A 26893-nucleotide genomic window follows, 5' to 3' on the forward strand; every position below is an offset into this window, starting at 1 on the left:
TCAAGAAAAGGGGGCAAATCTAGAATATTGCCCTTGTTTTATTCTGTGAGACAATCATAGTTAATAATGCTCTAGGAGGGTTAATATCAATAGTATTGTTGCAGGGCAGTTGGCATCGCTGTTTTTATTTGTAGTTGTACCGCTTTTGTTCTTGACTGTCATATCATTATTGGTAAACGTAAAAAGACGAACAGAGAAAATAGAAAACAAACTAAATAAAATGTATCAAAATGAAGAGTGAAAGTAGAGGGAAATGCCTAATTATCTCGAAATCAAGTTTTACTGTATCGGGGGCTATTGCTTAAATGACTGATCCCCCTTAATTCCACTTGCATAGTGGTTCTGAGGAATATAAATTTTAAATTTAAAAAGCAAATAAAGTTTACAGGGAGGGGTTTTTTGAAGAGGTTAAAATGGAAACATATGAGTTGGAGTTTGCTCTTATGTATTTTTATACCATATTTCATACCCAGTAATTATTCTAGCGAAGGAATAGGCAACCACACTTTTGGATTTCCATTAAAGTATATAACGATACACCAAAAAGAACCTTACAGTGTCTGGCTTTTTGATAACTTATTTAGCGGTAATGATGGAATGGCAATTAATCCTGCAACTCTTATGTTAAATGTACTTCTCATTTATTTAATAATTAGATTCGCAGCAAATAAAATGAAGAAGAGGAAAGACGTTAATTTGAATGTCCAATAACAAACACTATAGTATTGAGCATAGTTTTAGGTGTGATTTTACACTACATAACCTGGCAGTTATCTCAGTTTCAAGTCTTATAAAAACGGGGCCAACTGTTTAATAGAGACAACCGCTTTCACTAACGAGGCAATAGAGTGTGCATGGGTTAAAAGGGGAGAGGATATGAGGAAAAATAGCTTAAAGGGAATACTGGTATTAGGTTCTTTATTAGGGATTATTGGACTAATATTCATCTTTTTTAGCAATAGTCTCGGGACGAGCTTAACAAATGCCCTAGTGGCGGATGCTGATTACGCTGCATATACTTACGATTCTAAAGTTAAAACAAATACAAATATCTTTCTAGTAACTGGTATCATACTTTCTGGAATTAGTCTCTCTACAGCGATCTATGCTCTTTATAAGATGCTAAATATTAAATACTAGGTATGTAGGTATCTTTGTGTGCTCTTTAAATTACAGGCGTCCTGGACCAATATATCCTGATTTCGAATCTTTTTGTAAAGGGGCGATTGTTCAATCAGAGCAATCGTCTTCTTCTTAAAATATGGATAGTTTTTAAACTTACTAGAGTCATTAAACGGGAAATGGAGGTTCAAAAATAAATAAGGTGGAATAATTTGATAACTGCACTAAAAATGACTCGATTGCTTATTGAATTAACGGAACAGGGTATGGAAGAGAGATTTCCAACTTATATGGAGGATAAAGTATGAAAAATAGATTAACTTTAATAGTGGCATTATTTTTTATTTTAGGTTCTACAATAGTAAGTAGTATGAATTCGCTTAGCTACACTTTTAAATCAATTTTTTTAACGTTGCCATTACCATTCTCATTGTTTTAGGAGTAGTAAATTTATATAAATATTTCATTAATAATAAACACTAATTCATATAGCGCCCCTTATACTATCGGGTGCGTTAGTAGAAGAGTTGCTTCAATATATCTCGAAATCAAGTCTTTCTGAAAAGGGTGCGATTGTTCAATATGAGCAATCGCTTCTTTGCTAAACCAGGTTAGTTGAAGACTCAGTTTCGATATAATCGGTAGTTTTGAAAGTAAATTGAATTGGTATTGTATGGATAATAAGATAATTCTCGAAGTTCTCGCAAGTTAGTAATATTGAATATTTTAAAACGCAAATTCAGTATCAGGGAAGAGGGGTTTTATGTATCAGTATGGCTTAGAGCCTACTTTTTGGCTGAGATTAGTAGTAGTGATATCTATTTTTTTATTATTGTTAGTCTCTTTTAATGTAATAATTAGTAGATGGTTGAAGATGGAGAGAAAGAAGTTATTTTCCTATAACCATGTTAATGAGAAACATGAAAAAATTGATTGGATTATTAGGGTTATCGCTATCCTCAGTATTTTGTTAGGGTATTTTATAAACTCAACGAGAGGACCTACAAATTGGTATTGGTTTTTACAACCGTGGTTTATACTTGCTATCTTTATTGTTGTTTCTGAAGTATTTAGAGCGTTTATGGAACATAAGTATGCAGAAAACCCTAACGCTTATAAAGTAACCATCTGTAATATGGTGTTCACTCTTATATTGTTCTTCACATTAGTAAAGACTGAATTTTGGGGTTTAATATAAATTTGAATAAAGTCTAACTATCTTGAATTCAAGTCTTCCTGTATAGGGGGCAATTGTTCAATAGATCATTTGCCCTTAATTACATAAGTGCAAGGAATACCGGGCATTTAACTATTTACCTGACGGAGCAGATTAGTGGAAGAGTGTTTTTGTAGTATGTTCCGCAATCGAGACATTTTGTTGAGGAGAAATTAGAAAGAAAAAATGAAGGTGGGATGAAATATGTTCGATGCTGGTTGGCTTAACATCGGCAGTTTGGTACTTGGATTAGTTGCTTGGATAATTCCTATTATTAATCTTGCGGTAGGTAAAAAACAGATGAATAAGAAATGGATTGCTCTTACCATTATCAGTTTCAGCGCTTGTGCTATCGCGATATGTTTACAAATTTTTTATAACCTTTACTTGGTAAACATTGAAGATTGGTCTGCTCTGTCGGAAATGCACGCTGTAGCTGTTGCTTCAACTGTACTTGTCATTGTTACCATTTTATTAAATGCACCTACGTTGTTTTTATATCGGGATAGGGGCGCATTGTAAAACTAACGGGTGCTTTAGTTGAATAAGCCCGATATGTCTTTGGGGTTTTGTGGGTTTATCTCGAAACCGAGTCTTCAAGATTTGGGGGCGATTGTTCAATAAGAGCAATCGCTTTTTTACTAACTAGTAGAATACTTAAAGACTTGAATTCGAGACATTCTTGAGATGTCTTCTTAATTGACTTGAGCAATCAATGAAGTTTTGAAATAATTGGAATTAATATTAATAAATTGAATCAATTTTAATAAGGATTAAGAATAAATAAATCCTTTAAGCTATGTAGAAATTATGAAATAACACAATTAAAGGTTTGAAACCTATTAGAATACTTCTTTTAAAGTTATAGGAGGTTTGACTATGTGGTGGTTAGAAAATGTCTTTAAATATTCATGGAAGGTAATTCTATTAACTTTTTTTACTTCGGCTTTTCTATATCTAGCGTATGCTTTAGGATTTTCCAATTGGAATGATGGAAGTTTTCAAGTGAATGATTTATATTTACCAGGATGCATTCTTGGAGCTATTGTATTATTTATGCTCACAAGAAAAAGAGCAATAAAAGAATTCGAAGAAAAATACCCTCCTGAAAAGAAGGCTAGCGATAGTTAATGTTCGTTTCACAAAAGATAGTTTAATTGAAGACTTCCACCAATTTATCTCGAATTCAAGTCTTCATCAATAGGGGGCGATTGCTCAATAAGAACAATCGCTTTTTTTTACTATCGAGGCAGGATAGTTGAAGACTTAGTTTCAAGAGTTAATATAAAATAACGTTGTCCAAGAACCTGTATAGAAAAAGGGGGATGAATGATGGAGTTTGAGCTTAGTTTTAGAAATAAAATAGTTAGAATGTTTTTTATTTGGGTTATTCCGGTATGGTTATTAACGATAATTTTAATTTTTACCTTACCTAACCACTATCAATGGATACCATCTTTTCTTCCAATAGTAACCGTGATTATCTTTTATCTATGGGCTAAATTTTATAGTAAGACGGAGAAAAGTTAATTATTTTATCTCGAATTCAAGTCTTCCTGTAACGGGGGCAATTATCCCATAAGTATAGTCGTCTTTTATTTTACTTATGAGTTGGGGGAGAGTGTTGAAGACTCATTTTTGTAATAATTACATTAAGTGACTGTTTTGCTTTATTAATGGTATTATTTGGAACTTGAATGGTGTAGTTAATTTACAACCGGAATTTGAAGGGGGAGTTGGTACCTTTTTAGCTTTATAAAATGAATAGGGAGGATTGCTACCTTGAACCTGTTTATAATAACGTTAGTCCTTTTGCCAACACTGATTACTTGTCTTATCGGGTACTTTTGAAGAGCCAGTTTCGAGATATTGGGATATTTTTGAAACTTTTTTGTTATTAATCGTACATTTTAATAAATTGATATATATACTTCTTCTATGTAATGAAAGGAGAAAATAACGGATTTGGTTTTGGGCGCGATTCTTATACTATGGGGAGTTTTAATCCTAAATTCCTCAATATTTAAAATGAAACGCAAAGAAGATTATGAAGATGATGCAAGATTTGGTTCAAGCGGCTTTATAGAGTGGGAAAGTCTTTTTAAATTGTTTAATAAAATCCCGTATAGACTGGCAAAGGGTTTTGCATTAATCATTGGTACTTCATACGTTATATTGGGAGCTTGGGTAATATAAGCGTTAAGATTACCTTGAAATCAAGTCATACGTAAACAGGGGTTTATCTTTAGCATAATGCTCTCTTATTTAATCAATTCTTGAAGGAATTTTCTTTTTCTTTTAGACCGCTGACCCTATCTTCTAAATTTTCTTTTGATGCTTTTCTTGATCTAAAGTATTTAATAATAGATAAAATACCAAAAACGATGGCACCAGCAATAACTAAATATATGAAAATGATTATTAAAGGCATTAATTCTTGTATTGGCAATTCAAAGCACTCCCTATTCTAATTTCACCAGTGTATTTCTATATTTCTATAGTTAAACGAAATTACCTTTAATAATTATCAAATACTACAATCATTTCATAATGGGTTTTTGATACCTATTCAACTTTTATCTAACTTAACATATCTTGAATTTGAGTCTTCCGCAAACGGGGGGCTTTATTTATACTTAAATAGTACTCGCTAATTTACATAAGCATTGGGAATATCGTGCTTTTTACTGACGTGAGTTTTGGAATCACTTGAGGTTTATTGTGAAGTTATTAATGGGGGGGGATAATGTGGATACTTTCGTAATTATGGGCTTTGTGTTTGGAATTATGTCATTCACTTTCGGTATTACTGCTTTTACGACAGCATTGAGTAATAGTAAAACTGTAAAAGATCTTGAAAAGAGGATTGATGATTTAGAGAAAAAACTGTGAAAAATCTCTCAAGCCAATAGGGTATTAGTTGCAGAACTGCATCTTGAAATCAAGTTGGAACAGGAGCGATTTTTGAATAAAAGGATAATCGCTCCCAGTAAGGTAAATATCAATTCTTCGCTCATTGCGTTCAGTCTACCTCTTCATAAGGAGCTTTCCTATGAGTTTCAGCTGGTGCTTGAGTGCTATAATCTCTATTTTTTCCGCCATACACATCACTTGTAGGAGTGTATTCTTGTCCTTTATCATTCGGAGACTTTCCTTTAATTGCAAATTTAATTACACTAATTGAGATGGCACCTATGATGACTCCTAAAATGATAAGTTCCATCGAATCCACACCTTTCTATAGTTATAAAAGAGTTCTTTCTATTTTACCATACTCATTATCAGGCGTATTTTAGTGTTTATTTCATTTATCTTGAAATCGAGTCTTAAGGAAACGGGAACGATTGCTTACTAAGAGTAATCGTCTTTTTTTTAGCATTTGGATCGTTTTTAAACTTACTATCAAGGTAATAGACGGATAAACAGAAAATGGAGGTCTTGAATGAATGATATCGTAATAACAGTCATCATTGTCCTATTAGTCGCTGGAGGCTGGGGAGCTATTATTCTTAAAGATTTTGCTAATGGAATAGGTAAACCTAAGGGAAACTGGGTTCATACAGGAGCTGTTATAATCTTCGCTTTATTACTCATTTGGATAGCAACAAGCTTTTGATTAAAGTTTGAGACTTATCCGGAATAATTAGGAAATGTGGAGCTATTATGTTGAGACAGTTTAGAGAAGGAGGGATTCACTTACTGGATACAGAATAGTAGAGTATAACTTTATAGGGAGTGGAGAATCGTGTTTACTAAAGTAGGTCAAATTATGTTATATGTTGATAACCAGGAAGAAGCCGTGGATTTCTGGACAGAGAAATTAGGGTTTATTGTGACTTCAGAAGAGAATAACGATCAAGGAATGAGATGGTTTGAAATAGCTCCAAAAAAAGGAGCTGAAACGACCATTGTTATTCACAACAAAGAGATCGTTGCTAACATGTCTCCAGAATTAAACCTTGATACACCTTCTTTAATGTTCTACTCTGATGATTTTGAACATCTATATAGAGATTTGCAAAACAAAGGAATAAACGTAGGGGAAATTGTGAATATGCCATCGGGTAGAGTGTTTAATTTTGCGGATAATGAAGATAATTATTTTGCCGTAATGGATAAACAATAATATAGTATCTGCGTTTCTAGAGTGAAGCCTCATAATAGGGCTTAAAAAAAGTATAGCGAACGGGGGGTGCTAAAAACTTTTAACAGTAAGACAGTATAAATCTTAAAGGCATTCTTTATTATAAATCACCGGCGTTTTAAACCGCCACTGATCCCATATAGCATTGTCTGCAGCTAGTTCAGCCATAAAATGACTGACGTTAATCCTGCTGGTTTTCCCAGGATTAAATAAAGGACTCCTTACCTTGGATTCATAAATTTCATAGGAACTCTCATCCGTCTCGTTGATTAAAGAGTCGGGGCGCACGGCAATCCAATCGATATTTTTGTCCTCATGACCTGTCGTCATAACCAGATAATTGGCAGCTTTGACATTGTCCCGATGTGGAGGAAGTATAAGCATGAGGAGGGAAAAGACCATCCTTTCTGCTATCGAATTCTTCTCTCCAGATACAGGGTTCGTATAAGCGGTTGTACTCATAAGTATAAGCTTTATATTTTTAGAAGGATCCTTTTTGATCGTCTCTGTAATCCTCTTTATAGCATCCAATACCAAATAGCGAGGTTTACCAAACATTCCCCTGAAGGTAACGTTGTGACCAAGACATGAGATAATGGTCGTACAATCGTGCAAAAGGACGCTCATTTCAGAGTCGGTTAATTCGTTGATATTGCCCTTCACGGTTTCCACTAGTGGATGGTTTTGTATATCTTCAGAAAGCACGGCCGTTTTCCGGATGAGAATGCGCGTATTGATTTGCCTTTTAATCAACTGCCTGACGACTTCTTTACCAGTAGCCCCACTTGCTCCAAGAACTAATACTCTCATAGAACCCCTCCTGCTATTCTTAAGCACTCGTATTTCTTACTCATTTATTCGCCCAACAAAAAGTAATTCCTCTTTAAAAAGTAAAAAAGTTCGCTGGCGTGATCGTGAACCCTAAAAACAGATTCCTTCAAACAAGAGTGGCATGCTTTCCGTTTTTTATAGATAATGGATGAATGAGACGTTCATCTTAAGCTATGTTTAGGATGAGCCTATCAGAATTTTAGGAGGCATAACCATGACAAAGAGTAATAAAAAGATGTTATCCAAGGATCAAAGTGAAGAATTATTCAATGTATTGAAGGACCGTTTTGAACATAACATGCACCGCCATGAAGGCTTTGAATGGAATGCTCTTCAGGCGAAGCTCGAGGCTGACTCTGAAAAACTGTGGTCGTTGAATGAGATGGAAAGAACAGGCGGGGAACCGGACGTTGTAGGGTATGATGAAAAGAAAGACACCTACATTTTTATGGATTGTGCATCGGAAAGTCCTAAAGGCCGCCGAAGCGTTTGCTATGACCGTGAGGCGCTGGAGGCAAGAAAAAAATTCAAGCCTGAAAACAGTGCGATCGATATGGCAGCTTCCATGGGAATTGAGATCTTAACCGAAGAACAATATCGCGGGTTACAGAAAATGGGCGAGTTTGATAAGAAAACATCGAGCTGGGTCCAAACGCCGTCAGCTATTAGAGAACGCGGGGGAGCACTTTTTTGCGATCGTCGTTACGATCACGTCTTTGTCTATCACAACGGGGCAGAATCATACTACGCTGCCAGGGGCTTTCGTGGCTCCCTGATGGTCTAGAGAATACTAAAGACTGACACATTGTTAGTTTATAAAAGACAGGCTTGAGTGACCACTCAAGCCTGTCTTTTATAAGTTTCATTTTGCTATTCTGCCTCTACGACAACTTTCCCGATCATTTTTCCACTTTCTACTTTTCGATGAGCTTCACGAAGCTGCTCGGCATTCAGGCCGGTCAGCGTTTCTGTCAAAGTGGTTCGGACAGAGTTATTATCTATTTTTTCAGCGATTCGAGTTAAAATCTGCTGCTGTTCCTGCATATCTTCCGTTTCGAAAAGCGGGCGGGTGAACATAAATTCCCAGACAAAGGCAGCGCTTTTCTGCTGCAGTGCGGTAAGATCCAGGTGTTCTTCTGTTTCCACAATGCTGCAGATTTTCCCTTGCGGTGCTATGGCTTCGGTCATGTTGTCCCAATGTTCAGCTGTAGAGCTTAAACAGAAAATATAATCGACTGCATCGATTTCTAACTCTCGAAGCTGCTGTGGAAGCGGCTTCCGATGGTTAATGGTGTAATGAGCCCCGTGGTCTTTGGCCCAGTTTACGGTCTCTTCTCTTGAAGCGGTACCGATAACGGTGAGGCCGGCTTCATTGGCAAGCTGGGTGGCAATGGAACCTACTCCGCCTGCAGCACCAATAATAAGGATGGATTTTCCTTTGTTTTTATCTTCATCTGTTGAGATTCCCAATCTTTCGTAAAGAGCTTCCCAGGCGGTCAGGCCTGTTAAAGGCAAAGCGGCCGCTTCCCTGAAGGACAGAGACTGCGGTTTCTTGGCAGCAATACGTTCATCTACAAGGTGATAGTCGCTGTTCGTACCTGGACGACTGATCACACCGGCGTAATACACTTCATCACCTGGCTCAAAAGAAGTGACGTCTTCACCAACGCTCTCTACGACGCCTGCTGCATCATAACCGAGAATTTTAGGCTCCTCTTCATCTTCTCCGTTGGCACGGACTTTTGTATCTACTGGATTTACAGAAACGGCTTTAATTTTCACGAGAATATCACGACCCGAAGCTTCGGGCTTGTCTATGGTGACATCAACCAGGCTGTTATCTTCAGAAATGGGTAAATGCTTATATAATCCTACGGCATTCATTTGTTCCGTCATGCTATCATCCTTTCTTTACTATCCTTACTTCATCTTCCACTTAAAAGGAGTTGTGAAACGCCGGCCGCCCCTGATTGGAAGCAATATTGATGTATGTAAACTTGTTAGAAAGACAAACTGGGTTCTGCAGGAAGTTCATTCATTCATAATCCCCTTGTACATATGCTATGATAATAGAAAATTAGATTTCAGGGGGATACGTTTTTGGATATTCAATTTATTAAATGCCATGGCTCTGGCAATGACTTTATCCTGATTGATGAGCTCACGCATGGTTACACGTTTACCGAAAAAGAAAGAGAGGACCTTTCCATTTTATTATGTGACCGGAACGATGGGATTGGTTCTGATGGTATCCTATTCGTAATGGATAGTGATAAAGCGGAAGCGAGAATGCGTATGTTTAATTCGGATGGCACGGAAGCGGAAATGTGCGGCAATGGCCTCCGCTGTGTGGCCAGACACGTATTGGAAAAAGAGGGTAAGACCCATATTGCGGTCGAGACGGAAAAAGCGATGCTTGCTGTTAGTCAGGTGGAAGAGATTTTTCCAGGCATCGATACTTTTTCGGTCGCCATTGAACCGGTATCGTTTGAGCCTGCTTCGCTTCCGGTCCGCGTGGATACCGAGCCGGCTTCGAAAACGACTATTCCGGGACTGCCCGAGCATTTGACCTTTACGGCGTTAAGCGTACCGAACCCTCATATCGTTGCTATTGTGGAAGACATTAACCAGGAAGAGCTTGCCCATGTGGGGGAAAAAGCGAACCAGTTACCTGAAGTGTTCCCTAACGGTGTGAACGTCAGTTTTATGAAACTCTTAGAAAAAAATAAAGTTTTCGTCCAGACATTTGAACGCGGCGTTGGTCTGACCAATGCCTGCGGAACGGCTATGTCTGCTTCTTCTCTTGTTTCTACCATTCATGGACCGAATGAAACAGGCGAACCGATTGTGGTCATTAACAAAGGCGGACTTGTTAACTGTGTGGTTGAGAAAGAAAAGGAAAGTTTCTCCATTCAGCTAAGAGGGAATGCAACGAATGTATACGAAGCCATGGTGCAGCTCGACTGGAGCTCACGTACTTTTCACGTGGAAAACAGGAAAGAATTTACCGAAGAACAGACGAAATATGAAAAATTAGAAGCTTATGCAGCTTCGCAAATAGGTGGTGACTCTTAATGATCAAAACGTTCGATGTAAAAACAGATAATCATGACCAGATGATTGATGTCACGTCTAAAGTTGAACAGTGGATCAAAGATGAAGGGATAACCGATGGTGTCGTCATCGTATCCTCGAAGCATACGACAGCAGGCTTAACGGTAAATGAAAATGCCGATCCAGATGTAAAAACGGATATGCTGCGCCGCTTCAGGGAAGTTTACCCGTGGGATATGGCAGAAGATCGTCATGCCGAAGGGAATACAGCTGCGCACATGAAAACGAGTACAGTCGGCCATTCCCAGACGCTGATTATTGAGGACGGAAATCTCGTCCTCGGCACATGGCAGGGGCTGTATTTCTGTGAATTTGACGGCCCGCGAAGCCGTAAGTTTACAGCGAAAATATTGAAGTGATCGAAGTGTCGTCCGGGTGAATACATGCTCGGGCGCTTTTTTTAGAATAGACTAGAACGTATTCATGATGGTTTGCAGGACGGAAAACTTGCTGATATCTACCGATCCAATTGAAAAAGTCCATAATTTTTTCAGGTTGAAAGGAAAAGGATGTTCATGAACCATTTTAAAAATAAACGATACTGGATCCTGATGCCTCCCTTTTTATTAATGACCGTGTTACTAGTAATTTTTCTCCCTATTGAATATAGATGGTACTCATTTTTACCGATTGTCGTGTTTTGGATGGTTTACTACATTTGGAACTATTATTCTGAAAAGGATAATAACATGCAAAATGACGAGCGTTCCCTCTATTAATTACTTTAATAATTTATCTTCATAAGCTCGATTAAGCGCGTCAGAACTTATTTATATAAATCTTGAAAATAATTGAAATTATTTTCAAGATTTAAGAGTATCCGAATTACAAATTGGTAATAGAGAGGTATATAATAAGTCTAACAGGGAGGGTAATCAGCATGCCATCATCACTCAGCGGGACATTATTCCTATCCAAACTGATCACTCAATATGCTCATTTACATGAACGCACAGTCGGCAGACATGCAGAAGAATATATCCGGCAATTAGGAATTCGAACAGGAGAATGGATTGAGTCATTCTATAGCGAGAAGAATGAACAGTGGTCTGTGGAACGCTACGCCGAAGTTATTGTAGATATAAAAAACTCTATTGGCGGCCATTTCCGAATCGCGGAAGTACATCCGGACAAGGTGATTGTTAAAGCGACAGGATGCCCTTTTGGCGATGTTGTCAAAGATGCTCCTCACCTGTGTGCCATGACTTCAAGTGTCTTTGGAGGCATCGCCGCGCGACGGATGGGGTATGGAAAAGTCAATTTGAGAAAACGGATTGCTAAGGGTGATGCCGGCTGTGAAGTAGTCATTTACTTTCAACCGACAGATGAGGAAGAGGGAAGCGTTTATGAAAACCTGCCTATCACCCCTTCCTATGGAAATCCTTTTATCTGGGACGAAGAAGCGATCGAATCATTAGGAGAAGAACTTCGGAAAAGTGATGAGATGGTTGTGAAGTTACTAGATGAATTGGAGTCTTTAAAAGAAGAAGTCGAAACACTAAAAGCTGAAAAGAAATCACTCACATGATTTTTAGAAGGACTTTGCGATAGAGGCAAAGTCTTTTTTTATGCTCTTCTGACGGCCCAATTGAGGAGTCGCACGGCCCAAATACCCCATTTAAAAAATTGAAGTAGGAAATAAACTATACCGTATGCTGCAGCATAGCTATAATCCCATTACGTGCCTCTTAATTCGTTAACTTTCCCTCTAAAAATTCAAGGATCGGTAAGGTAACTGCGTATAAATACATATTTCGTGCCAATGGCTGCCCATTAATAGGAAGAAACACGACCCCTTTATACTCAATCTGCTCCACCATGATTTCAGGAAGATAAGCAATTCCAAGTCCGAGAGAAACGAGTCCCGCCATAGCATGATACTGGGTTTCTATCGTTTCTCCTTTGAACTGCTTCTCCTCCATAATAGTCTTCAACTGATTGGTGAGGGAGCCTTCTGGAGGAATAATTTGTGGTTCTTTCATGCACTGTTCGATGGTTACTTCTTCCAAGGAAGCAAGTTTTGAGGTAAGAGGAACGGCTGCCAGAAAGTTGTCCCTGAACAAAAACTTCGAGTAAAGGTTCGAGTAAGATGGCTCATCTTGAATGATCGCTGCGTCAATTTCGTCTGCTTCTAATAAAGGCAGTAAATCCCGACTGTCGTCTTTAATCGTCGTAACATGAAAATTCGTTTGGATGAGTTTATCGTAATGGCGGTGAATAAAATAGCTGCTAATCATAGGAGTGGAACCGAAGCGGATTTGATCATGGTCTCGATAATGATGAATGGTTCGTTCAATTTGCGCAAATAGGGGCTTTAAATCTTTATATAGCGCATGCCCTTTGTCCGTTAAGTCTACACCTCGCACCGACCGATCAAATAAAGGGAAGCCAAGTTCCTCTTCTAACAACTTCATTTGTTTGCTTAGAGCCGGCTGCGAAATATAAAATATTTCCGCTGCTTTCGTAAAACTTCTCCATTCAGCAATTTCCAGAAAGTACTTGATTTTGTGTAATAGCAACAGGATGCTCTCCTTTCTTTTTCTATAACTTAGCGTAATGGAATGGCTGATACAAAAGGTTTCATCATACAATAACTTCTATATTTTACTTTTAGTATAACTTAAAGTTATGATTTCATAAATTTTTTGTATTACCTCTGCGAAGGATTCAGGCGTTATTCTGTAAATAAGAGCAGATGAAGAAGGAGGGCCAATGATGAAAAACGTATATATTCTGTTGGGACTATCCATTATCTTAGAGGTAATTGGAGCTACTTTTATGAAGTACACGAGCGGATTCGAAAACGCAGCGGCCAGTGTGGTCGTCATACTCAGCTATCTATTGGCATTGACTTTATATATCATTATTACAAAAAATCATGAACTGGGAATGATAAATGCTTTATGGTCAGGTGGAGGGACGGGGCTAGTCACCATCCTCGGTATAATTTTGTTCGGTGAGACGACAAGTTTTCAAAAAATGGTCGGTGTAGTGCTAATACTTTCCGGCATTTATGGACTCAATACGAGAGGTCGTTCTATGAAAGGAGTGCATTCTTAAATGGGGTATCTAATTGCGGCGCTTATACTGGCAGCTCTTGGCCAGGTTACTGTGAAATTATCCCTTGGGTTCAAACGTATTCTTCCAAGTCTTCTATCCTTTGTACTGTTTGGGTTATGTATTTACTTTCTAACCCTTTCGGTTCAATATATTGAAGTAGGGATCGCCTACGCGGTCTGGTCAGGGGTATCCATTGCAGCGACAACCCTGCTTGGTATTTTATTTTTTAACGAAAAAATAACGCGAAGAAAACTGGTTAGCACGCTATTGATTCTAGTCGGCGTGGTTATTCTGTAAACATGACCCCTATTAAACATAACCTCTGTTAAACGGTATTGATGATTTTTGAGAATAGGTTTATTAAGCTAGACGGCCGGATTTAGTAAAAAAAGGCGCAGAGCTTATTACAAAGCTCTGCGCCCTTTAATTAGAGAATCAGCACATGGAATCTTTCGGACTAGGATTCTTCAAACCAAACAACGGACGGATAAACAAGGCGAGATACGTGCCGGCAAGCGCCATAATCATCCAAACCCAGCCGTGCAGACTGAAGGAGGCGATGCCGCCGAAATAAGCACCGATGTTACAGCCAAAGGCCAGACGGGCTCCGTACCCCATCAAGCCGCCGCCTATAACAGAAGCCGCTGCAATACCGGGTTTAATTTTTCCAGGTTTAAAGTTTCCCTGAAAGGAAGCGGCAATGAAAGCGCCAAGAATGATGCCGAAGTTCATCACGCTGGTGGAATCAGCCAGTACCGTTTTATTTAAAGCATCCGAACCTTGCCAGTACGTCCAGCTTGCGACATCTACACCAAAGATCTGAAGGAATTTAGATCCCCAGAGGGCAAAGGCTGAGGTGATGCCCCATGGATTGCCGCGTACCGTCAGGGTGATCGCATTCAGTATTCCGAGAATAACGGCAGCGACAAGGAGCGGCCAAGCGCCTCTCCAGAGCTTCTTCCATCCGCTTGTCGTCGTTAGCGGTGTCATTTGCGGCGGGTTTTTCCTGCGTGCAAATTTAACGGTCGCTCCGTAGATCCCTAGAAAAATAAGAATCTGCAGAACCCAGCCGCCGAAGTAGCCTAAGCCTGTGCTTTCTGCAAGAGAAATGGCCGGCAGGGACGGTAGGTCGCGCCAGAAACCTATGTGATAGGCACCGAGTACAGATCCTCCGATAAATCCAAGAAGCGTTAGGAACATGGAAGATTTACCGCCGCCAACCGTATAGAGTGTACCAGATGCGCAGCCGGAGCCCATCTGCATGCCGATTCCGAACATGAAGGAACCAGCGACGACGGCTAATCCGGCTGGAAAGACATACCCTTGCGGTGCAACGCCTGTAAAGCTGAAGCCGGTTGCTAAAATGATGGCAAACAGCGTGGTAGCAACGGCGAGCATAAGCATGTGAGCCTGAAGCCCTTGCACGTTACCAACGGAAATTAATCTTCTAAAGGCAGAAGTAAAACCAAAACGAGCGTATAACAAGGCTAGACCAAAGGCTAACCCTATAACGAAAAGAACGCCCTGCGTCCATGTTGTGACTTGAACAATCGTGATAAATAGTAGTGCAGATATAAGAACACCCAGCCAGACGAACGGTTTTTGAACAGGTTCCAGTTCGCCTACAGCCGTGGAAGACGGCCGGTTTTCGTAGCTGGTTTGAGAAACAGCTTGAGCCATAAATTAAAACCTCCTAATTCCTATTTGTTTACTTTGTTTTATAACTTTCATTATTGTAAGGGATTGTCCTTCTAAATGTAAATCGTTGTGCATAGAATGAGATAAATAAAAAGAAATACAGTCTTAACGAAGACTTAACACTTTCAGTTTTGGACAAGTGGTACACTATGAGTGAAGACAGGACAGCTGATTAATAATAAAATTTGGAGGGATGTCTTATACCTGTCGCTTGCCTAACTTTCAGTCGTTGGTTTTTCCTTGGGTCCATTAAATCAAGTCGAAGAACTTCCTGGCGAACATCTGGCGCACCTCCCCCAGCATAATTACATAATAAAGCCGCGTCCTTTAAAGGCGCGGCTTCTTTTGCGTATTTCACGATTAAAGCAGAGGTGGGGAGGGTAAAGAGTAAATATCTTACATAAAAGGAGTGGTACGATGGCAAGTAAGAAAGAATGGCAGGTAGTCTTTTTGCTCGATAGTAAACGAGTAATTACGCATGAGTTGGATTTAAGTGAGGCGATGGATCAGAGGGAGGCTTCTGAGTTTATTGTGAAACAACTGGACCGCGGTTCCTGGTGGTTCCTTGAGGACGGGGTCGTGCTGCATACGAAAGCTGTCGAAGGCTTCTACTTAGAAGAAGGTGCCGACCGAACCGATTTCTCCAGAGAGTAAGGATAAAAGCCCAGCTTCGCTTAAAATGGAGATGGGCTTTTTTGGTAAAAGTGGAGGCTCGTTACAGTTGATTAAATCAGTGCACAATTTCGAAAGGTGATAGAAAAAGTAAGAAGGATGATTATGGATTCTTCGGAGGGGTTACACCTTGAATTTGAAAAAGGTTAAGAAGTATTGGAAACCCATCGCGTTGTTTGCTTTACTATTTTTAGTTACGGGCTGCTCTAATTCCACCTCTAATTCCGATCCTGACTCTTCGACTTCTTCTGAAGTGGGGAATAACTCTTCTACTTCCTCAGCCGAGGTAAACGGTGAAGAAGAAAGCGAGAGTAAGTCAAACATACGAACTGTTTTGCAGAATGTATTTAATGGACCTAACGAAAAGTTGGAAAAAGCTTTAATCGGGATGGGTAACACTGAATTTGGAAGCGAAGACTATAATAACCACTTTAAAAAAATTAATGAATACTTTGAAGAGCGTATTGAACCTTACGCTAGTGAACGTTTCTATGAAAGTTTTGTAATAAATGATAGTGGTGCTCTGAGATATTTAAGGGCAGCGCATCCAGATTTTACGTTGAAAACGGAAGGTATAATGATAGAAAATAAGAACAGCTATTACAAATTTTCGATGGAAGTGTCCTATAATAATAACAAAAGCGGAGAAAGTAAAACGATGGAAGTTCGAGGCCAGGCACAAACGAATGAAGCAGGGAAAGTTACGAGCATAAATTATATTAACGTGGACGAGCTTTACTTGGTCTTAAGTTGAACCTAACACACCCCCCTGGTTAGAAAACCAGGGGGGTGTTACTTATCCATTATAAGCTTTTAAAGAGCTATTAATTAAGATTGAATAATTTCGACCTGAACGTCGCGGCGTCCAAAGTCAAACGCTTCGTCTTTTTCTGGCAGGAAGACATCGATGCGGCGGCCTTCGATGTCAGCACCGATATCGCCGGCAACGGCCACCCCGTAACCGGGTACTCTCACTTTAGAACCCAGGGGGATCACGTCTGGATCTACGGCAATCACTTTTTTGTCAGGATTGGCACGGAGATCAATTCCTGTAGACGTTTTGCCGCTGCATCCGTCACAAAAAGCTGTATAAGCAGTAGCCTCTACGGTTACAGTGCGTTTTACTTCTGTTTCAGGTTTTTCTTCTTTATCTTTTGAGGCTGATGGTTTCTTGTCTTCTTTTTCAAATCGTTTATGAGTGGTCGATTTTGTATCAAGTTCAGATGATTTTTTGTTAACTTTCTGCACTGTTTCGGCTGGCTTGTCCAGTTCTTCGGCAGCAATCGTTGATTGGGAATTAGGGCTGAAACTTAAGATTCCTAAGGTGTAAAAAGCAATAGAAAAAAGTAGAATCCAGGATTTCTTCATGACGATGATCCCCTTCCAAAAGTTTTACTGTATGGAGTATAGCAGTTGGAAGGATGTATATACAAGCCAATTTATGAGACATTTGTATTACATTTATGTAACAAAAGTAGTAGATTACTGATTAAATGGAAGAGCCGCATCTCACCGTTGCGACTCTCAAAATGCTATTTGGACGTGCCTCTTCTTTTCTTTCCGCAACAGGAAGTACGTGAAGGTTTTCTTTTTGGCTGATCGTTGTTGGGACGGTTACTCATAAAAAACACTCCTCTCGCTTATGAGATAATTTAGTCTATGCAGCACCCCTATGTTCTGGCCGTGCTCCTCTCACGATTCTTTTTGCTTAGGGAATAATTTCATGGCTGCCCACATGAAATAATAGTAAACGATGTTAGGGGAAAGGTGGACTCCATACATGAACAGTCTTTCTTACCAGGGGCTGATGCGGGATCATCAGGAAGGGCGGCGTACAATTACGGTCCAAGGCGAAGGCCACGTACTTACCCGGCCGGACACAGCCAGTGCTCAAATAGGGTTCGTTAATCAGGATACGGACATTCGCAAAGCTCAAGCATTGAACAGTTCAACCATCCAGCAGATCACCGATGCACTCGTTCAAGCGGGAATCCCTAAGGAAAACATCCAGACAGCTGAATATTCCGTATCGCCTCAATATGATTATATAGATGGAAAGCAGGTATTTAGAGGATATGAAGTGACACATATCCTTGCTGTGACAATCGAAGACGTCGAGCAAACCGGTTATGTCATTGATACGGCTGTATCGAATGGTGCAAACCGGATAGCCAGTATCCAGTTCACCCTTAAGCGTCCTCAAGCTGCTTATCAAAAGGCGTTACAAATCGCTCTGGGGCACGCTTTGGCAAGTGCTCAGACGATTGCTAACACGATGAATCTTAAGCTTGATCAAACTCCGATTCAAATCATTGAAAAAGATGGAGGAAGAGCGGCGCCCCGGTCGTTTGCTCAGGCCGAAATGGTAAGCAGCGGTGCTGTTCCGATTGCACCGGGAGAACTAAAGACATCTGCGCGGGTGGAAGTGAAGTTTCAATACAATTCTTAAGGTAATATTATTTACTATAATTTACTTATGTAAATAAAGTAGGACCCCTTACACCGAGACATTGGCTGATGGTTCACTTCAAGTGACTTAATCGTTGGGGGAAAAAAGACTGTATTAATACCCTTGATTAGTCCATTGAACTACCCCCACTTACTCGCTGACACTCCTTGAAGTTGGGGGATTCCTAAGAGCACGAACCTAACGATTCGTTCAAATGATTAGGCTAGCCCCGTCGCACCGACGGTTGGAAGGATCCTTTGAATCTCCTTCAATATATTGAAGCTCGCATTTAGATCGCGGTTGTGGTGGCTGCCACACTTCGGGCAATCCCACGTTCGAACAGCGAGATTCTTCACCTCACCGTTTTGGTATCCACAATAGGAACACAGTTGCGAACTCGCAAAAATTTTCGATACGGGTATCAATTGTTTTCCGTACCATTCTGCTTTGTATTCGAGCATAGTAGTGAACATCGACCAGCTCGCATCACTAATCGATTTGGATAGTTTTCGGTTTTTGAGCATATTGGAAATTTGGAGATTTTCTACCCCAATCACATCGTGGTTTTTGATGATTTCGGTAGAAATCTTATGCAGATAATCTTTGCGAGAGTTCGTAATCTTTTCATGGAGTCTGGCTACTTTAATCCGTTGCTTATGCCAATTCGAAGATCCCTTTTCCCTTCGGGAAATGATACGTTGAGCTTTTGCTAGTTTCTTTTCGGTCTTACGTAGGTATCGTGGGTTTTCATAGGTGGTGCCATTCGAGAGAACAGCGAAGTCTTTCAATCCGAGATCAATACCCACAGAGGAGTTGGTTTTAGGAAGTCTCTCGACTTTTGTATCAACAAGAATAGAAACAAAATGTTTACCTGAAGGATTCCGCCTAACAGTTGCGCTTAAAATACGCCCTTCTACTTCACGACTCTTAGCAAACAGCACCCAGCCTACCTTTGGTAGCTTCACTTTATTACCGACTATTCTGATATTGCCTTTGTTGTATTGAGCGGTATAAGATTGCTTTCTATTCTTTTTAGACTTGAACTTCGGTCTATTGTTAAGTTTCTTAAAAAAACGATCGAAAGAATCTGCAAGATTCCTCAACGAATTTTGCAGAGCTGTACTATCAACTTCTTTTAACCATTGGAAATCTTGTTTGATTTGTGTAAGTTGTTTATTGCATTTTGCATAAGACAAACCTTTACCAGAACGTTTGTAAGCATTGTTCCACTCGGAGAGGAAATGATTAAACACAAAACGTGAACATCCGATGGATTTAGCAATTAACGTTGTTTGTTCTTTACTAGGATAAATGCGAAATTTATAAGCTTTGTGCGTCACCATTTCCACCTCCATACAGGAACTTACGTTCTCATTTCAGAATACCATACGACCGTAAAAATAGAAAACGAAAACCTTCGCCTGAAGGCGAAGGCATTCATCTCCCCCTTACCACCGGTCTTCGACACAGTGCTTGAAGAGGGAGGCTTCTGCCGATAAATGCTAAAAGAGGATCAAACAACTGCATTAGTCATTTAAAACGAGAGGCAAACATGAATAAAAGCGAAGCACAGTCCTCCCTCGGGCTGTGCTTTTTTAAATTTTATTGAACCGGTTCAGGATAGGCGAATAGAGTACATCAGAAGATTTATATTTCCAGTATCATTTTTTAAATAGGCACATAAAATATTACTACAGCTAAAAAAGTTGCATTAAGGAAAAACTTGATTTACAATGATTCTAGATTAGACAGAGAAGAAAGGGAGAGACAAATGGAAAATTTATTATTAGCCTTTGGTTTAACGCTGCTTGCCGGGTTAGCCACAGGGATCGGAAGCGTACTAGCGTTCTTTACAAAAACGACAAATACTAGATTTCTCTCATTGGCACTTGGATTCTCAGCAGGAGTCATGATTTATGTATCGATGGTGGAAATCTTTTTCAAGGCCCAGGATTCACTGGTAAATGCTATGGGGGAAGTACCTGGTAAGTGGATTACCGTCGCCGGTTTCTTCGGTGGAATGGTAGTCATTGCTGTTATTGATCGATTGATTCCAAAAGCAGGAAATCCGCATGAAGTGAAAAAAGTGGAAGATATGTCCGCTTCTGAGCCAGCTGTCGATCAATCTCATTTATTAAAAATGGGGACGTTCACAGCACTGGCGATTGCAATTCATAACTTTCCAGAAGGGATTGCCACTTTCACAGCGGCGCTTAACGACCCCAGCCTCGGTATCGCGATTGCAGCGGCGATCGCCATTCATAATATCCCAGAAGGAATCGCTGTTTCCGTACCGGTCTATTTTGCCACAGGGGATAAGAAAAAAGCCTTCAAGCTTTCTTTTCTTAGTGGACTGTCCGAACCGGTTGGCGCTATACTTGCGTATTTAGTCCTGATGCCATTCTTGAATGATGTAATGTTCGGAGTCTTATTCGCAGGAGTTGCCGGAATCATGGTATTTATTTCACTGGATGAACTGCTCCCAGCCTCCCGCCGTTATGGCGAAGCTCATTTATCCATCTATGGCGTGGTAGCCGGTATGGCGGTTATGGCCTTAAGTTTACTATTGTTTATCTAAATATAAATTAAGGCACTGTTACATGTGATGGTAGGGCGAGGATCGAGATCTGACGGCTCAATGGAGGGTGCGGAGGATGCGCACGGCCCGAATGGAAAGGCGCACTGTCCAATAATGAGGTAGATCATGGCCTAATCCAGGCATTTTAATCGGTAGGGATTAAAGAGCGGAGAGATTTGATTTCCCATCCACCATTTTTTCCGAAAAAGCATCGAAGCCGAGTCTTCCAAAAAATTTTAATAAAAACCGTCCGATCGATAGTTGATTGGACGGTTTTTTTGTATGCTCTGTTTAAGTGAAGGTTACTGCTTTTCCATTCCCTCCAAATCCACAACGACCGTCATAGTGTCAATTAGATGAGATATTCATTTGACATTTCGTCCATTGATGTTGGAATTTTCTGAATTTATAATGAATCTGAGCAAAAAAGAACAGAATCTACCAATTGAGGTGAAAAGATGGAGACAACTTTCTCGAAGTCGAATCAGGTGGTCATTCAGAATTTTATTAATGGAGAATGGGTTTCGTCTGAAAGTGGGCAAGTGGAGAATGTGCCCAATCCCGCTACAGGAGAGATCATCGCAAGTGTTCCTATTTCATCGAAAGAGGACGTAAATAAAGCTGTACAATCGGCAAGACAGGCATTTAAAGATTGGAAGAAGACGCCTGTTCCTAAACGAGCTCGTATTATGTTCAAATACCAGCAGCTTCTCACGGAAAATCGGGATGAGCTAGCCAAAGTGCTGACCCAGGAGAACGGAAAAACGAAAAAAGATGCGACGGGTGAAGTCCAAAGGGGAATCGAGTGTGTAGAATTCGCTGCCGGAGCGCCGAGTTTAATGATGGGGGATGTGCTGCCGGATATCGCGGAAGGTATAGATTCGGGAATGTACCGTTATCCAGTCGGTGTAGTCGGAGGAATTACGCCTTTTAACTTCCCTATGATGGTTCCTTTATGGATGTTTCCGCTGGCATTGGTGTGCGGCAACACCTTTGTCCTGAAGCCTTCCGAGCGGACACCGATTCTTGCGAAGATGTTAGTGGAACTCATGCATGAAGCTGGATTGCCAAAAGGAGTACTGAACCTGGTGAATGGTGCTCATGATGTAGTGAATGGTCTGCTTGAGCATGAAGAGATTGATGCGATATCTTTCGTCGGCTCTCAGCCCGTAGCGGAATATGTATATAAAACGGCTGCGAACCATGGAAAACGTGTGCAGGCACTTGCCGGGGCCAAGAATCACTCCCTCGTATTGCCGGACTGCAACCTCGATAAGTCTGTCGAAGGAATTGTTAATGCAGCTTTCGGGAGCGCCGGGGAACGCTGTATGGCCTGTTCCGTAGTAGTAGCGGTCGGCGAAGTTGCTGATCCACTGGTTGCCAAACTGAAAGAGGCTGCTGATCAGTTAAATGTAGGAGATGGGTTAGCGGAAGAGACAAACTTAGGACCGTTAATTCGTGAGTCCCACAGAGACCGGGTGCTCGGTTATATTGAAGCCGGTGAAGAAGAAAACGCGAAGCTTGTTCGTGACGGCCGGGTAGAACTCCGTGAAAATGAATCAGGCTATTTCTTAGGAGCGACGATTTTCGACTATGTGACCGAAGATATGAAAATTTGGAAAGATGAAATCTTCGCACCGGTTCTAAGTATTGTACGCGCCGAAACCCTGGATGAAGCCATTGAGACGGCCAATAAATCCGAATTTGCGAATGGAGCTGTCATCTATACCTCAAGCGGCAAGGCTGTACAGCAGTTCAGAGAAGAAATGGATGCGGGCATGCTGGGCGTCAATGTAAACGTTCCTGCCCCTATGGCTTTCTTTCCTTTCTCTGGTAATAAGAAATCATTCTATGGAGATCTTCATGCCAACGGAAAAGACGGGCTGAATTTTTATACGAAGAGGAAAATGCTGACTCAACGCTGGTATTAATGGACTGAAAAAGCGGAAGACGTAAAGACTTCCGCTTCTTTCAATTTCTTTTGATTTTCCCTAATTAATCCTTCCTTTAAACAGATCCTTACGTGCATCGATCCCACCCCTTTATTTTGACAAAACGCATAGTCGTTCCAAATTAACATTTTACAGTATGTATAATGGCAAATTAATAAACTTACGGTAAAGTATATATAAATTACAAAATATTCAGCAAATAAAGAAAATTTAAAATAATTGTGAGGAGGTGAATCAGTAAGGATCGTAACGGTGAAGACTTTACACGGGTGAAAGCCATTTTAAAAAATTAGGGATCTTATTACATAAGGAGGAATTTACGTGTCCGATAAAGTCCAGATTGGGTTAATACAAGCTTCTCACGATGTAGATGGAAATGAACCGGTCGAAGTTCACAAACAGACATCGATCGAAAAACATATTAAACTGGTTCGGGAAGCGGCAGAAAAAGGAGCGCAAATCATTTGCCTGCAGGAAATTTTCTATGGTCCTTATTTCTGCTCGGAACAAAACTCAAAGTGGTACGATGCAGCAGAAGAAATTCCAAATGGTCCGACAACGGTTCAATTTCAGGAGCTTGCCAAAGAACTTGGAGTTGTTATTGTTCTTCCAATCTATGAAAGAGAAGGGATTGCAACGTACTATAATACAGCGGCTGTCATCGATGCGGATGGATCGTATCTAGGTAAATACCGCAAACATCACATTCCTCAGGTGGGTGTAGGGGACAAGGGATATGGATTCTGGGAGAAGTATTACTTCAAGCCTGGAAACCTGGGATATCCCGTGTTCGATACTGCTTTTGCTAAGGTCGGCGTTTATATCTGCTATGATCGTCATTTTCCTGAAGGGGCACGCGTGCTTGGCTTAAACGGGGCGGAGGTCGTTTTCAATCCGTCAGCTACTGTAGCTGGTCTGTCCGAATATTTATGGAAGCTTGAGCAGCCGGCTCATGCGGTAGCAAATGGCTATTATTTAGGAGCTATTAACCGTGTCGGTTATGAAGGTCCGTGGAATATGGGTGAATTTTATGGTCAGTCCTACCTTGTGAATCCGAGAGGAGAGTTTGTCGCTACCGGCAGCCGTGATCAGGATGAAGTCATCATTGGTGAAATGAATAAGAAGTTTATTCGGGAAGTCCGAGATACGTGGCAGTTTTACCGGGATCGTCGTCCAGAGACTTACGAGAAGATGGGTCAGCTTCTGCCGTAACAGAGAATTCCAGAATCCTAGAAGAAGTTCTTCATAGAGCAAAGGAAAATAGATCACTTTTCCCTATGTAGAACTTCTTTTGTATAGCCATTCATCTGAATCGTTTTGCAAGTATCTATTAAAGGAGGTTCATTGCATTGACTCAGTTAAAAAGCAAAGGAATATCTCTAGAGAACTTGAAATTAAACTTCGAGGAAGTACACGAAGGGCTTAACAATCAGGAAGCGATAGAAGAAGCTAACCGCTGCTTGTACTGCTATGATGCTCCCTGTATTAAGGCTTGTCCAACAAGCATTGATATTCCGAAGTTTATCAAAAAGATTGCTTCTGGCAATCTAAAGGGATCGGCCACGACGATCATGTCTTCGAATCCTGTCGGTGCTACGTGTGCCCGCGTCTGCCCGACCGAGGAGCTTTGTGAAGGAGCGTGTGTATTAAATCATTCCACGCAGCCGATTTTGATTGGTGATCTGCAGCGGTTTGCGACCGACTGGGCCATCAAGAACGAACAACTGTTATTCAAACCTGGAGAAAAGAATGGCATGAAAGTGGCCGTTGTGGGAGGAGGACCAGCTGGTTTATCGGCAGCCCGTGAACTTGCCCGGTTCGGCTATGAGGTAACGATTTTTGAAGCGGAGGCTGAGGCTGGAGGGCTGGATACGTACGGCATCGTGTCGTTCCGGCTGCCGCAGGATATTTCCCGCTGGGAAGTTGATCAGGTCCGACAAATGGACGTTGAAATACGGACAAACACTAGAGTCGGAACCGATATTACTTTTCAAGAATTATCCGAGCAATATGATTCGATTGTCCTGACCATAGGTATGGGGAATGTCCCGATGCTTGGAATTGAAGGGGAAGAACTGCAGGGTGTGCATGATGCGATTGAGTTTGTTAAGAGTACGAAATCAGGACCTCTCACTAAGGAACTGCTCGGTAAAAACGTAGTGGTTATCGGTGCAGGCAACACGGCGATTGATGCGGCCACCTGTGCAGCTCGAAAAGGGGCGGCGGATGTGAAAATTGTGTACCGCCGTACCGTGAAAGAAATGACCGCTTATGATTTTGAATACGATTTTGCCAAACAGGATAATGTGGAATTCAACTGGCTTACGCAGCCAATCGAAATCATTGGGGATGAGACGAATCAGGTGACGCACCTGAAATGTGTGAAAATGGCGCTGGGCGAACCGGACGCGGATGGACGAAGAAGACCGGCACCGGTGGAAGGTTCTGAATTTGTCATCGAAACCGACGCCGTTATTAAAGCGATCGGACAGACACGCTATTCCGATTTAATTGAGGCCTTCGGTCTGGATCATGAAGGCGGTGTCGTCAAAGTGGACCCTGAATCCCTGCAAACGTCCAATTCCAAGGTTTTCGCTGCAGGAGACGTAATTTTTGCAAAAGGACAAGGGGAAGCCATGGTGGTGACAGCCGCCCAGCAGGGTAAAGAAGTCGCCATGGCCATTCATAAACAGTTAGCTCCCGCACCCACAGCCGCGATGTAAAACTACTATTTCAGGAGGCGTAATGATATGGCTGATTTGAGTTTAAATCTTGCAGGAATAAAATCTCCCAATCCCTTTTGGCTGGCTTCGGCACCTCCAACCAACTCTGGGTACCAGGTGCAGCGTGCATTCGAAGCCGGGTGGGGTGGAGCCGTTTGGAAAACGTTAGGGGAACCGATCCTGAACGTTACCTCGCGATTCGCCGCCGTTGGTTTTAATGGTCAAAAAGTAGCTGGATTCAACAATATTGAACTGATAACCGATCGACCGCTGGAAGTGAATTTACGAGAAATCTATGAAACGAAAAAGAGGTTTCCGAATCATGCGATCATTGCTTCTCTAATGGTCGAACCTACCCAGGAAAAGTGGCATGAAATCGTGAAGCGTGTGGAGGAAGTCGGCGTGGACGGCCTGGAGTTGAATTTCGGTTGTCCGCACGGAATGGCAGAACGGGGGATGGGTGCTGCATCCGGTCAGGTCCCGGAGCTCGTGGAAAAACAAACGATGTGGGCGAAAGAAGTGGCTGAAACACCGGTCATTGTAAAGCTTACCCCGAATATTACGGATATTACCTTTACAGCACAGGCGGCCGTGAATGGCGGGGCTGATGCGGTCAGTATGATCAACACCATTAACAGTCTTGCCGGAGTGGATATTGATACGTGGGATACGATTCCAAACGTAGCTGGGAAAGGCGCCCATGGCGGCTACTGTGGTCCGGCCGTGAAGCCGATTGCGCTTAATATGGTAGCGGAATGTGCGCGTCATCCGAAAATTAATGTTCCGATTTCCGGGATGGGCGGGGTTTCAAGCTGGCGGGAAGCCGTCGAGTTTATGCTGATGGGAGCGACAGGCGTACAGGTTTGCACAGCCGCGATGCACCACGGTTTTAGTATCGTCGAGGACATGAATGACGGGTTAAACAACTATCTGGATGAAAAAGGTATCGATTCGGTGATGGATCTTGTAGGTAAATCCGTAGAAAAGTATTCGGACTGGGGCAACTTGGACTTGAACCACCAGATTGTTGCCAAAATCAATAATGATGTGTGCATCAACTGTAATAAGTGCCATATCGCCTGTGAAGACACTTCCCACCAGTGTATCGACATGCTGAAAGATGAGGATGGCAACGATATTCTGAGGGTGCGTGAGGAAGATTGTGTCGGCTGTAATTTATGTTCTATCGTCTGTCCGGTTGATGGGGCAATCGATATGGTGGACTATGCGAATGGTAAACCGCCGATGACATGGAATGAAAGACAGGCAGCGATTGGCGCAGCCTCATCCTGTGAAGTGGATTTGATCAAATAAACATAAATAGTGTGGAGGGT

At 41.3% G+C, this 26893-nt stretch carries 31 protein-coding genes; 23 read left to right on the forward strand and 8 right to left on the reverse strand.

Annotated features, from left to right (window positions below; all coding sequences use genetic code 11):
- Positions 1–399: 399 nt before the first annotated feature.
- From HBHAL_RS08000 to HBHAL_RS21445, 5 genes are all read left to right on the forward strand, one after another.
- On the forward strand, positions 400–711 hold the full coding sequence (locus HBHAL_RS08000) for a hypothetical protein (RefSeq protein ID WP_014642859.1): 312 nt from the start codon (positions 400–402) through the stop codon (positions 709–711).
- A gap of 1174 nt (positions 712–1885) precedes the next feature.
- A complete protein-coding gene (locus HBHAL_RS08010; protein ID WP_014642860.1) occupies positions 1886–2320 on the forward strand; it encodes a DUF4181 domain-containing protein in 435 nt (144 codons plus the stop codon).
- 222 nt (positions 2321–2542) lie between these two features.
- Positions 2543–2860 (forward strand): hypothetical protein, encoded by a 318-nt coding sequence (locus tag HBHAL_RS08015; RefSeq protein WP_014642861.1) that lies wholly within the window; start codon positions 2543–2545, stop codon positions 2858–2860.
- Positions 2861–3217: 357 nt separating this feature from the next.
- Positions 3218–3469 carry a hypothetical protein gene (locus tag HBHAL_RS08020; RefSeq protein WP_041601278.1) on the forward strand — a complete coding sequence of 84 codons (252 nt, stop codon included), beginning with the start codon at positions 3218–3220 and terminating at the stop codon, positions 3467–3469.
- An 897-nt stretch (positions 3470–4366) separates the two neighbouring features.
- Positions 4367–4534, forward strand: coding sequence for a hypothetical protein (locus HBHAL_RS21445; RefSeq protein ID WP_158512363.1), 168 nt, complete (start codon positions 4367–4369; stop codon positions 4532–4534).
- A gap of 73 nt (positions 4535–4607) precedes the next feature.
- Here HBHAL_RS21445 and HBHAL_RS08035 read toward each other — a convergent pair whose 3' ends face one another.
- Positions 4608–4787, reverse strand: coding sequence for a DUF1049 domain-containing protein (locus HBHAL_RS08035; RefSeq protein ID WP_014642864.1), 180 nt, complete (start codon positions 4785–4787; stop codon positions 4608–4610).
- Between the two features lie 299 nt (positions 4788–5086).
- On the opposite strand from HBHAL_RS08035, the gene HBHAL_RS21450 reads away from it, so the two are divergent.
- The gene (locus tag HBHAL_RS21450; protein ID WP_158512364.1) at positions 5087–5230 is read left to right on the forward strand and encodes a hypothetical protein; all 144 of its coding nucleotides are present in this window, start codon (positions 5087–5089) and stop codon (positions 5228–5230) included.
- Between the two features lie 130 nt (positions 5231–5360).
- Here HBHAL_RS21450 and HBHAL_RS08040 read toward each other — a convergent pair whose 3' ends face one another.
- Positions 5361–5561 carry a hypothetical protein gene (locus tag HBHAL_RS08040; RefSeq protein ID WP_041601281.1) on the reverse strand — a complete coding sequence of 67 codons (201 nt, stop codon included), beginning with the start codon at positions 5559–5561 and terminating at the stop codon, positions 5361–5363.
- A 219-nt stretch (positions 5562–5780) separates the two neighbouring features.
- On the opposite strand from HBHAL_RS08040, the gene HBHAL_RS21455 reads away from it, so the two are divergent.
- On the forward strand, positions 5781–5954 hold the full coding sequence (locus tag HBHAL_RS21455; RefSeq protein WP_014642867.1) for a hypothetical protein: 174 nt from the start codon (positions 5781–5783) through the stop codon (positions 5952–5954).
- Positions 5955–6083: 129 nt separating this feature from the next.
- Positions 6084–6464 carry a VOC family protein gene (locus tag HBHAL_RS08045; protein WP_014642868.1) on the forward strand — a complete coding sequence of 127 codons (381 nt, stop codon included), beginning with the start codon at positions 6084–6086 and terminating at the stop codon, positions 6462–6464.
- A 102-nt stretch (positions 6465–6566) separates the two neighbouring features.
- On the opposite strand, the gene HBHAL_RS08050 is transcribed toward HBHAL_RS08045, so the two are convergent.
- Positions 6567–7292 (reverse strand): NAD(P)-binding oxidoreductase, encoded by a 726-nt coding sequence (locus HBHAL_RS08050; RefSeq protein WP_014642869.1) that lies wholly within the window; start codon positions 7290–7292, stop codon positions 6567–6569.
- Between the two features lie 235 nt (positions 7293–7527).
- Between HBHAL_RS08050 and HBHAL_RS08055 the strand changes: the two genes are divergently transcribed.
- Positions 7528–8097 carry a DUF4256 domain-containing protein gene (locus HBHAL_RS08055; protein ID WP_014642870.1) on the forward strand — a complete coding sequence of 190 codons (570 nt, stop codon included), beginning with the start codon at positions 7528–7530 and terminating at the stop codon, positions 8095–8097.
- An 86-nt stretch (positions 8098–8183) separates the two neighbouring features.
- Here the strand turns inward: HBHAL_RS08055 and HBHAL_RS08060 are convergent, their stop codons facing one another.
- Positions 8184–9209, reverse strand: a complete 1026-nt coding sequence (locus HBHAL_RS08060; RefSeq protein WP_014642871.1) for a zinc-binding alcohol dehydrogenase family protein — start codon at positions 9207–9209, stop codon at positions 8184–8186.
- A gap of 204 nt (positions 9210–9413) precedes the next feature.
- Here HBHAL_RS08060 and dapF point away from each other — a divergent pair, with 204 nt between their 5' ends.
- The 4 genes from dapF to HBHAL_RS08080 all read left to right on the forward strand — a co-directional run bounded on the left by dapF (position 9414) and on the right by HBHAL_RS08080 (position 11955).
- Entirely contained in the window at positions 9414–10388 is a 975-nt protein-coding gene (dapF, locus tag HBHAL_RS08065) for a diaminopimelate epimerase (protein ID WP_014642872.1), read from the forward strand.
- Positions 10388–10786 (forward strand): secondary thiamine-phosphate synthase enzyme YjbQ, encoded by a 399-nt coding sequence (locus tag HBHAL_RS08070; RefSeq protein WP_014642873.1) that lies wholly within the window; start codon positions 10388–10390, stop codon positions 10784–10786. The genes dapF and HBHAL_RS08070 overlap by 1 nt, the downstream gene beginning before the upstream one ends.
- A 156-nt stretch (positions 10787–10942) precedes the next feature.
- Positions 10943–11146: a hypothetical protein gene (locus HBHAL_RS08075; protein ID WP_223254272.1), complete on the forward strand. Its 204-nt coding sequence runs from the start codon at positions 10943–10945 to the stop codon at positions 11144–11146.
- Between the two features lie 161 nt (positions 11147–11307).
- Complete coding sequence (locus tag HBHAL_RS08080) at positions 11308–11955, forward strand: methanogen output domain 1-containing protein (RefSeq protein ID WP_014642875.1); 648 nt, start codon at positions 11308–11310, stop codon at positions 11953–11955.
- 160 nt (positions 11956–12115) lie between these two features.
- Here HBHAL_RS08080 and HBHAL_RS08085 read toward each other — a convergent pair whose 3' ends face one another.
- Positions 12116–12946, reverse strand: a complete 831-nt coding sequence (locus tag HBHAL_RS08085; protein WP_014642876.1) for a LysR family transcriptional regulator — start codon at positions 12944–12946, stop codon at positions 12116–12118.
- 196 nt (positions 12947–13142) lie between these two features.
- On the opposite strand from HBHAL_RS08085, the gene HBHAL_RS08090 reads away from it, so the two are divergent.
- Both HBHAL_RS08090 and HBHAL_RS08095 read left to right on the forward strand, forming a co-directional pair.
- Complete coding sequence (locus HBHAL_RS08090; protein WP_041601283.1) at positions 13143–13487, forward strand: DMT family transporter; 345 nt, start codon at positions 13143–13145, stop codon at positions 13485–13487.
- Positions 13488–13784 (forward strand): DMT family transporter, encoded by a 297-nt coding sequence (locus HBHAL_RS08095; protein WP_014642878.1) that lies wholly within the window; start codon positions 13488–13490, stop codon positions 13782–13784.
- A 138-nt stretch (positions 13785–13922) separates the two neighbouring features.
- Here the strand turns inward: HBHAL_RS08095 and HBHAL_RS08100 are convergent, their stop codons facing one another.
- A complete protein-coding gene (locus tag HBHAL_RS08100; protein WP_014642879.1) occupies positions 13923–15167 on the reverse strand; it encodes a YeeE/YedE family protein in 1245 nt (414 codons plus the stop codon).
- Positions 15168–15602: 435 nt separating this feature from the next.
- Here HBHAL_RS08100 and HBHAL_RS08105 point away from each other — a divergent pair, with 435 nt between their 5' ends.
- Positions 15603–15839 (forward strand): hypothetical protein, encoded by a 237-nt coding sequence (locus HBHAL_RS08105; RefSeq protein ID WP_014642880.1) that lies wholly within the window; start codon positions 15603–15605, stop codon positions 15837–15839.
- Between the two features lie 148 nt (positions 15840–15987).
- Entirely contained in the window at positions 15988–16611 is a 624-nt protein-coding gene (locus HBHAL_RS08110; protein WP_014642881.1) for a hypothetical protein, read from the forward strand.
- 74 nt (positions 16612–16685) lie between these two features.
- On the opposite strand, the gene HBHAL_RS22015 is transcribed toward HBHAL_RS08110, so the two are convergent.
- Complete coding sequence (locus HBHAL_RS22015) at positions 16686–17225, reverse strand: 3D domain-containing protein (protein ID WP_014642882.1); 540 nt, start codon at positions 17223–17225, stop codon at positions 16686–16688.
- Positions 17226–17637: 412 nt separating this feature from the next.
- On the opposite strand from HBHAL_RS22015, the gene HBHAL_RS08120 reads away from it, so the two are divergent.
- Positions 17638–18306: an SIMPL domain-containing protein gene (locus HBHAL_RS08120; protein ID WP_014642883.1), complete on the forward strand. Its 669-nt coding sequence runs from the start codon at positions 17638–17640 to the stop codon at positions 18304–18306.
- A 218-nt stretch (positions 18307–18524) separates the two neighbouring features.
- Here HBHAL_RS08120 and tnpB read toward each other — a convergent pair whose 3' ends face one another.
- Complete coding sequence (gene tnpB, locus HBHAL_RS08125) at positions 18525–19649, reverse strand: IS200/IS605 family element RNA-guided endonuclease TnpB (protein WP_014642884.1); 1125 nt, start codon at positions 19647–19649, stop codon at positions 18525–18527.
- A gap of 428 nt (positions 19650–20077) precedes the next feature.
- On the opposite strand from tnpB, the gene zupT reads away from it, so the two are divergent.
- From zupT to preA, 5 genes are all read left to right on the forward strand, one after another.
- Positions 20078–20884, forward strand: a complete 807-nt coding sequence (gene zupT / locus HBHAL_RS08130) for a zinc transporter ZupT (protein ID WP_014642885.1) — start codon at positions 20078–20080, stop codon at positions 20882–20884.
- Positions 20885–21342: 458 nt separating this feature from the next.
- Positions 21343–22815: a CoA-acylating methylmalonate-semialdehyde dehydrogenase gene (locus HBHAL_RS08135; protein WP_014642886.1), complete on the forward strand. Its 1473-nt coding sequence runs from the start codon at positions 21343–21345 to the stop codon at positions 22813–22815.
- A 342-nt stretch (positions 22816–23157) separates the two neighbouring features.
- Positions 23158–24048 (forward strand): nitrilase-related carbon-nitrogen hydrolase, encoded by an 891-nt coding sequence (locus HBHAL_RS08140; protein ID WP_014642887.1) that lies wholly within the window; start codon positions 23158–23160, stop codon positions 24046–24048.
- A gap of 137 nt (positions 24049–24185) precedes the next feature.
- On the forward strand, positions 24186–25559 hold the full coding sequence (locus tag HBHAL_RS08145) for an NAD(P)-dependent oxidoreductase (protein WP_014642888.1): 1374 nt from the start codon (positions 24186–24188) through the stop codon (positions 25557–25559).
- A gap of 27 nt (positions 25560–25586) precedes the next feature.
- Positions 25587–26873 (forward strand): NAD-dependent dihydropyrimidine dehydrogenase subunit PreA, encoded by a 1287-nt coding sequence (gene preA / locus HBHAL_RS08150; RefSeq protein WP_014642889.1) that lies wholly within the window; start codon positions 25587–25589, stop codon positions 26871–26873.
- Positions 26874–26893: the final 20 nt, after the last annotated feature.

This window comes from Halobacillus halophilus DSM 2266, assembly GCF_000284515.1.
GTDB classification, from domain to species: Bacteria; Bacillota; Bacilli; order Bacillales; family Halobacillaceae; genus Halobacillus; species Halobacillus halophilus.

Excerpts from the sequence above, each read along its gene's own strand:
- HBHAL_RS08010 (WP_014642860.1), top strand. The coding sequence starts at position 1,886 with ATGTATCAGTATGGCTTAGAGCCTACTTTTTGGCTGAGATTAGTAGTA.
- HBHAL_RS08015 (WP_014642861.1), top strand. The coding sequence starts at position 2,543 with ATGTTCGATGCTGGTTGGCTTAACATCGGCAGTTTGGTACTTGGATTA.
- HBHAL_RS08020 (WP_041601278.1), top strand. The coding sequence starts at position 3,218 with ATGTGGTGGTTAGAAAATGTCTTTAAATATTCATGGAAGGTAATTCTA.
- HBHAL_RS21445 (WP_158512363.1), top strand. The coding sequence starts at position 4,367 with ATGAAACGCAAAGAAGATTATGAAGATGATGCAAGATTTGGTTCAAGC.
- HBHAL_RS08040 (WP_041601281.1), bottom strand. The coding sequence starts at position 5,561 with ATGGAACTTATCATTTTAGGAGTCATCATAGGTGCCATCTCAATTAGT.
- HBHAL_RS21455 (WP_014642867.1), top strand. The coding sequence starts at position 5,781 with ATGAATGATATCGTAATAACAGTCATCATTGTCCTATTAGTCGCTGGA.
- HBHAL_RS08050 (WP_014642869.1), bottom strand. The coding sequence starts at position 7,292 with ATGAGAGTATTAGTTCTTGGAGCAAGTGGGGCTACTGGTAAAGAAGTC.
- HBHAL_RS08055 (WP_014642870.1), top strand. The coding sequence starts at position 7,528 with ATGACAAAGAGTAATAAAAAGATGTTATCCAAGGATCAAAGTGAAGAA.
- HBHAL_RS08060 (WP_014642871.1), bottom strand. The coding sequence starts at position 9,209 with ATGACGGAACAAATGAATGCCGTAGGATTATATAAGCATTTACCCATT.
- HBHAL_RS08070 (WP_014642873.1), top strand. The coding sequence starts at position 10,388 with ATGATCAAAACGTTCGATGTAAAAACAGATAATCATGACCAGATGATT.
- HBHAL_RS08075 (WP_223254272.1), top strand. The coding sequence starts at position 10,943 with ATGAACCATTTTAAAAATAAACGATACTGGATCCTGATGCCTCCCTTT.
- HBHAL_RS08080 (WP_014642875.1), top strand. The coding sequence starts at position 11,308 with ATGCCATCATCACTCAGCGGGACATTATTCCTATCCAAACTGATCACT.
- HBHAL_RS08090 (WP_041601283.1), top strand. The coding sequence starts at position 13,143 with ATGAAAAACGTATATATTCTGTTGGGACTATCCATTATCTTAGAGGTA.
- HBHAL_RS08095 (WP_014642878.1), top strand. The coding sequence starts at position 13,488 with ATGGGGTATCTAATTGCGGCGCTTATACTGGCAGCTCTTGGCCAGGTT.
- HBHAL_RS08100 (WP_014642879.1), bottom strand. The coding sequence starts at position 15,167 with ATGGCTCAAGCTGTTTCTCAAACCAGCTACGAAAACCGGCCGTCTTCC.
- HBHAL_RS08105 (WP_014642880.1), top strand. The coding sequence starts at position 15,603 with ATGGCAAGTAAGAAAGAATGGCAGGTAGTCTTTTTGCTCGATAGTAAA.
- HBHAL_RS22015 (WP_014642882.1), bottom strand. The coding sequence starts at position 17,225 with ATGAAGAAATCCTGGATTCTACTTTTTTCTATTGCTTTTTACACCTTA.
- HBHAL_RS08120 (WP_014642883.1), top strand. The coding sequence starts at position 17,638 with ATGAACAGTCTTTCTTACCAGGGGCTGATGCGGGATCATCAGGAAGGG.
- tnpB (WP_014642884.1), bottom strand. The coding sequence starts at position 19,649 with ATGGTGACGCACAAAGCTTATAAATTTCGCATTTATCCTAGTAAAGAA.
- zupT (WP_014642885.1), top strand. The coding sequence starts at position 20,078 with ATGGAAAATTTATTATTAGCCTTTGGTTTAACGCTGCTTGCCGGGTTA.
- HBHAL_RS08135 (WP_014642886.1), top strand. The coding sequence starts at position 21,343 with ATGGAGACAACTTTCTCGAAGTCGAATCAGGTGGTCATTCAGAATTTT.
- preA (WP_014642889.1), top strand. The coding sequence starts at position 25,587 with ATGGCTGATTTGAGTTTAAATCTTGCAGGAATAAAATCTCCCAATCCC.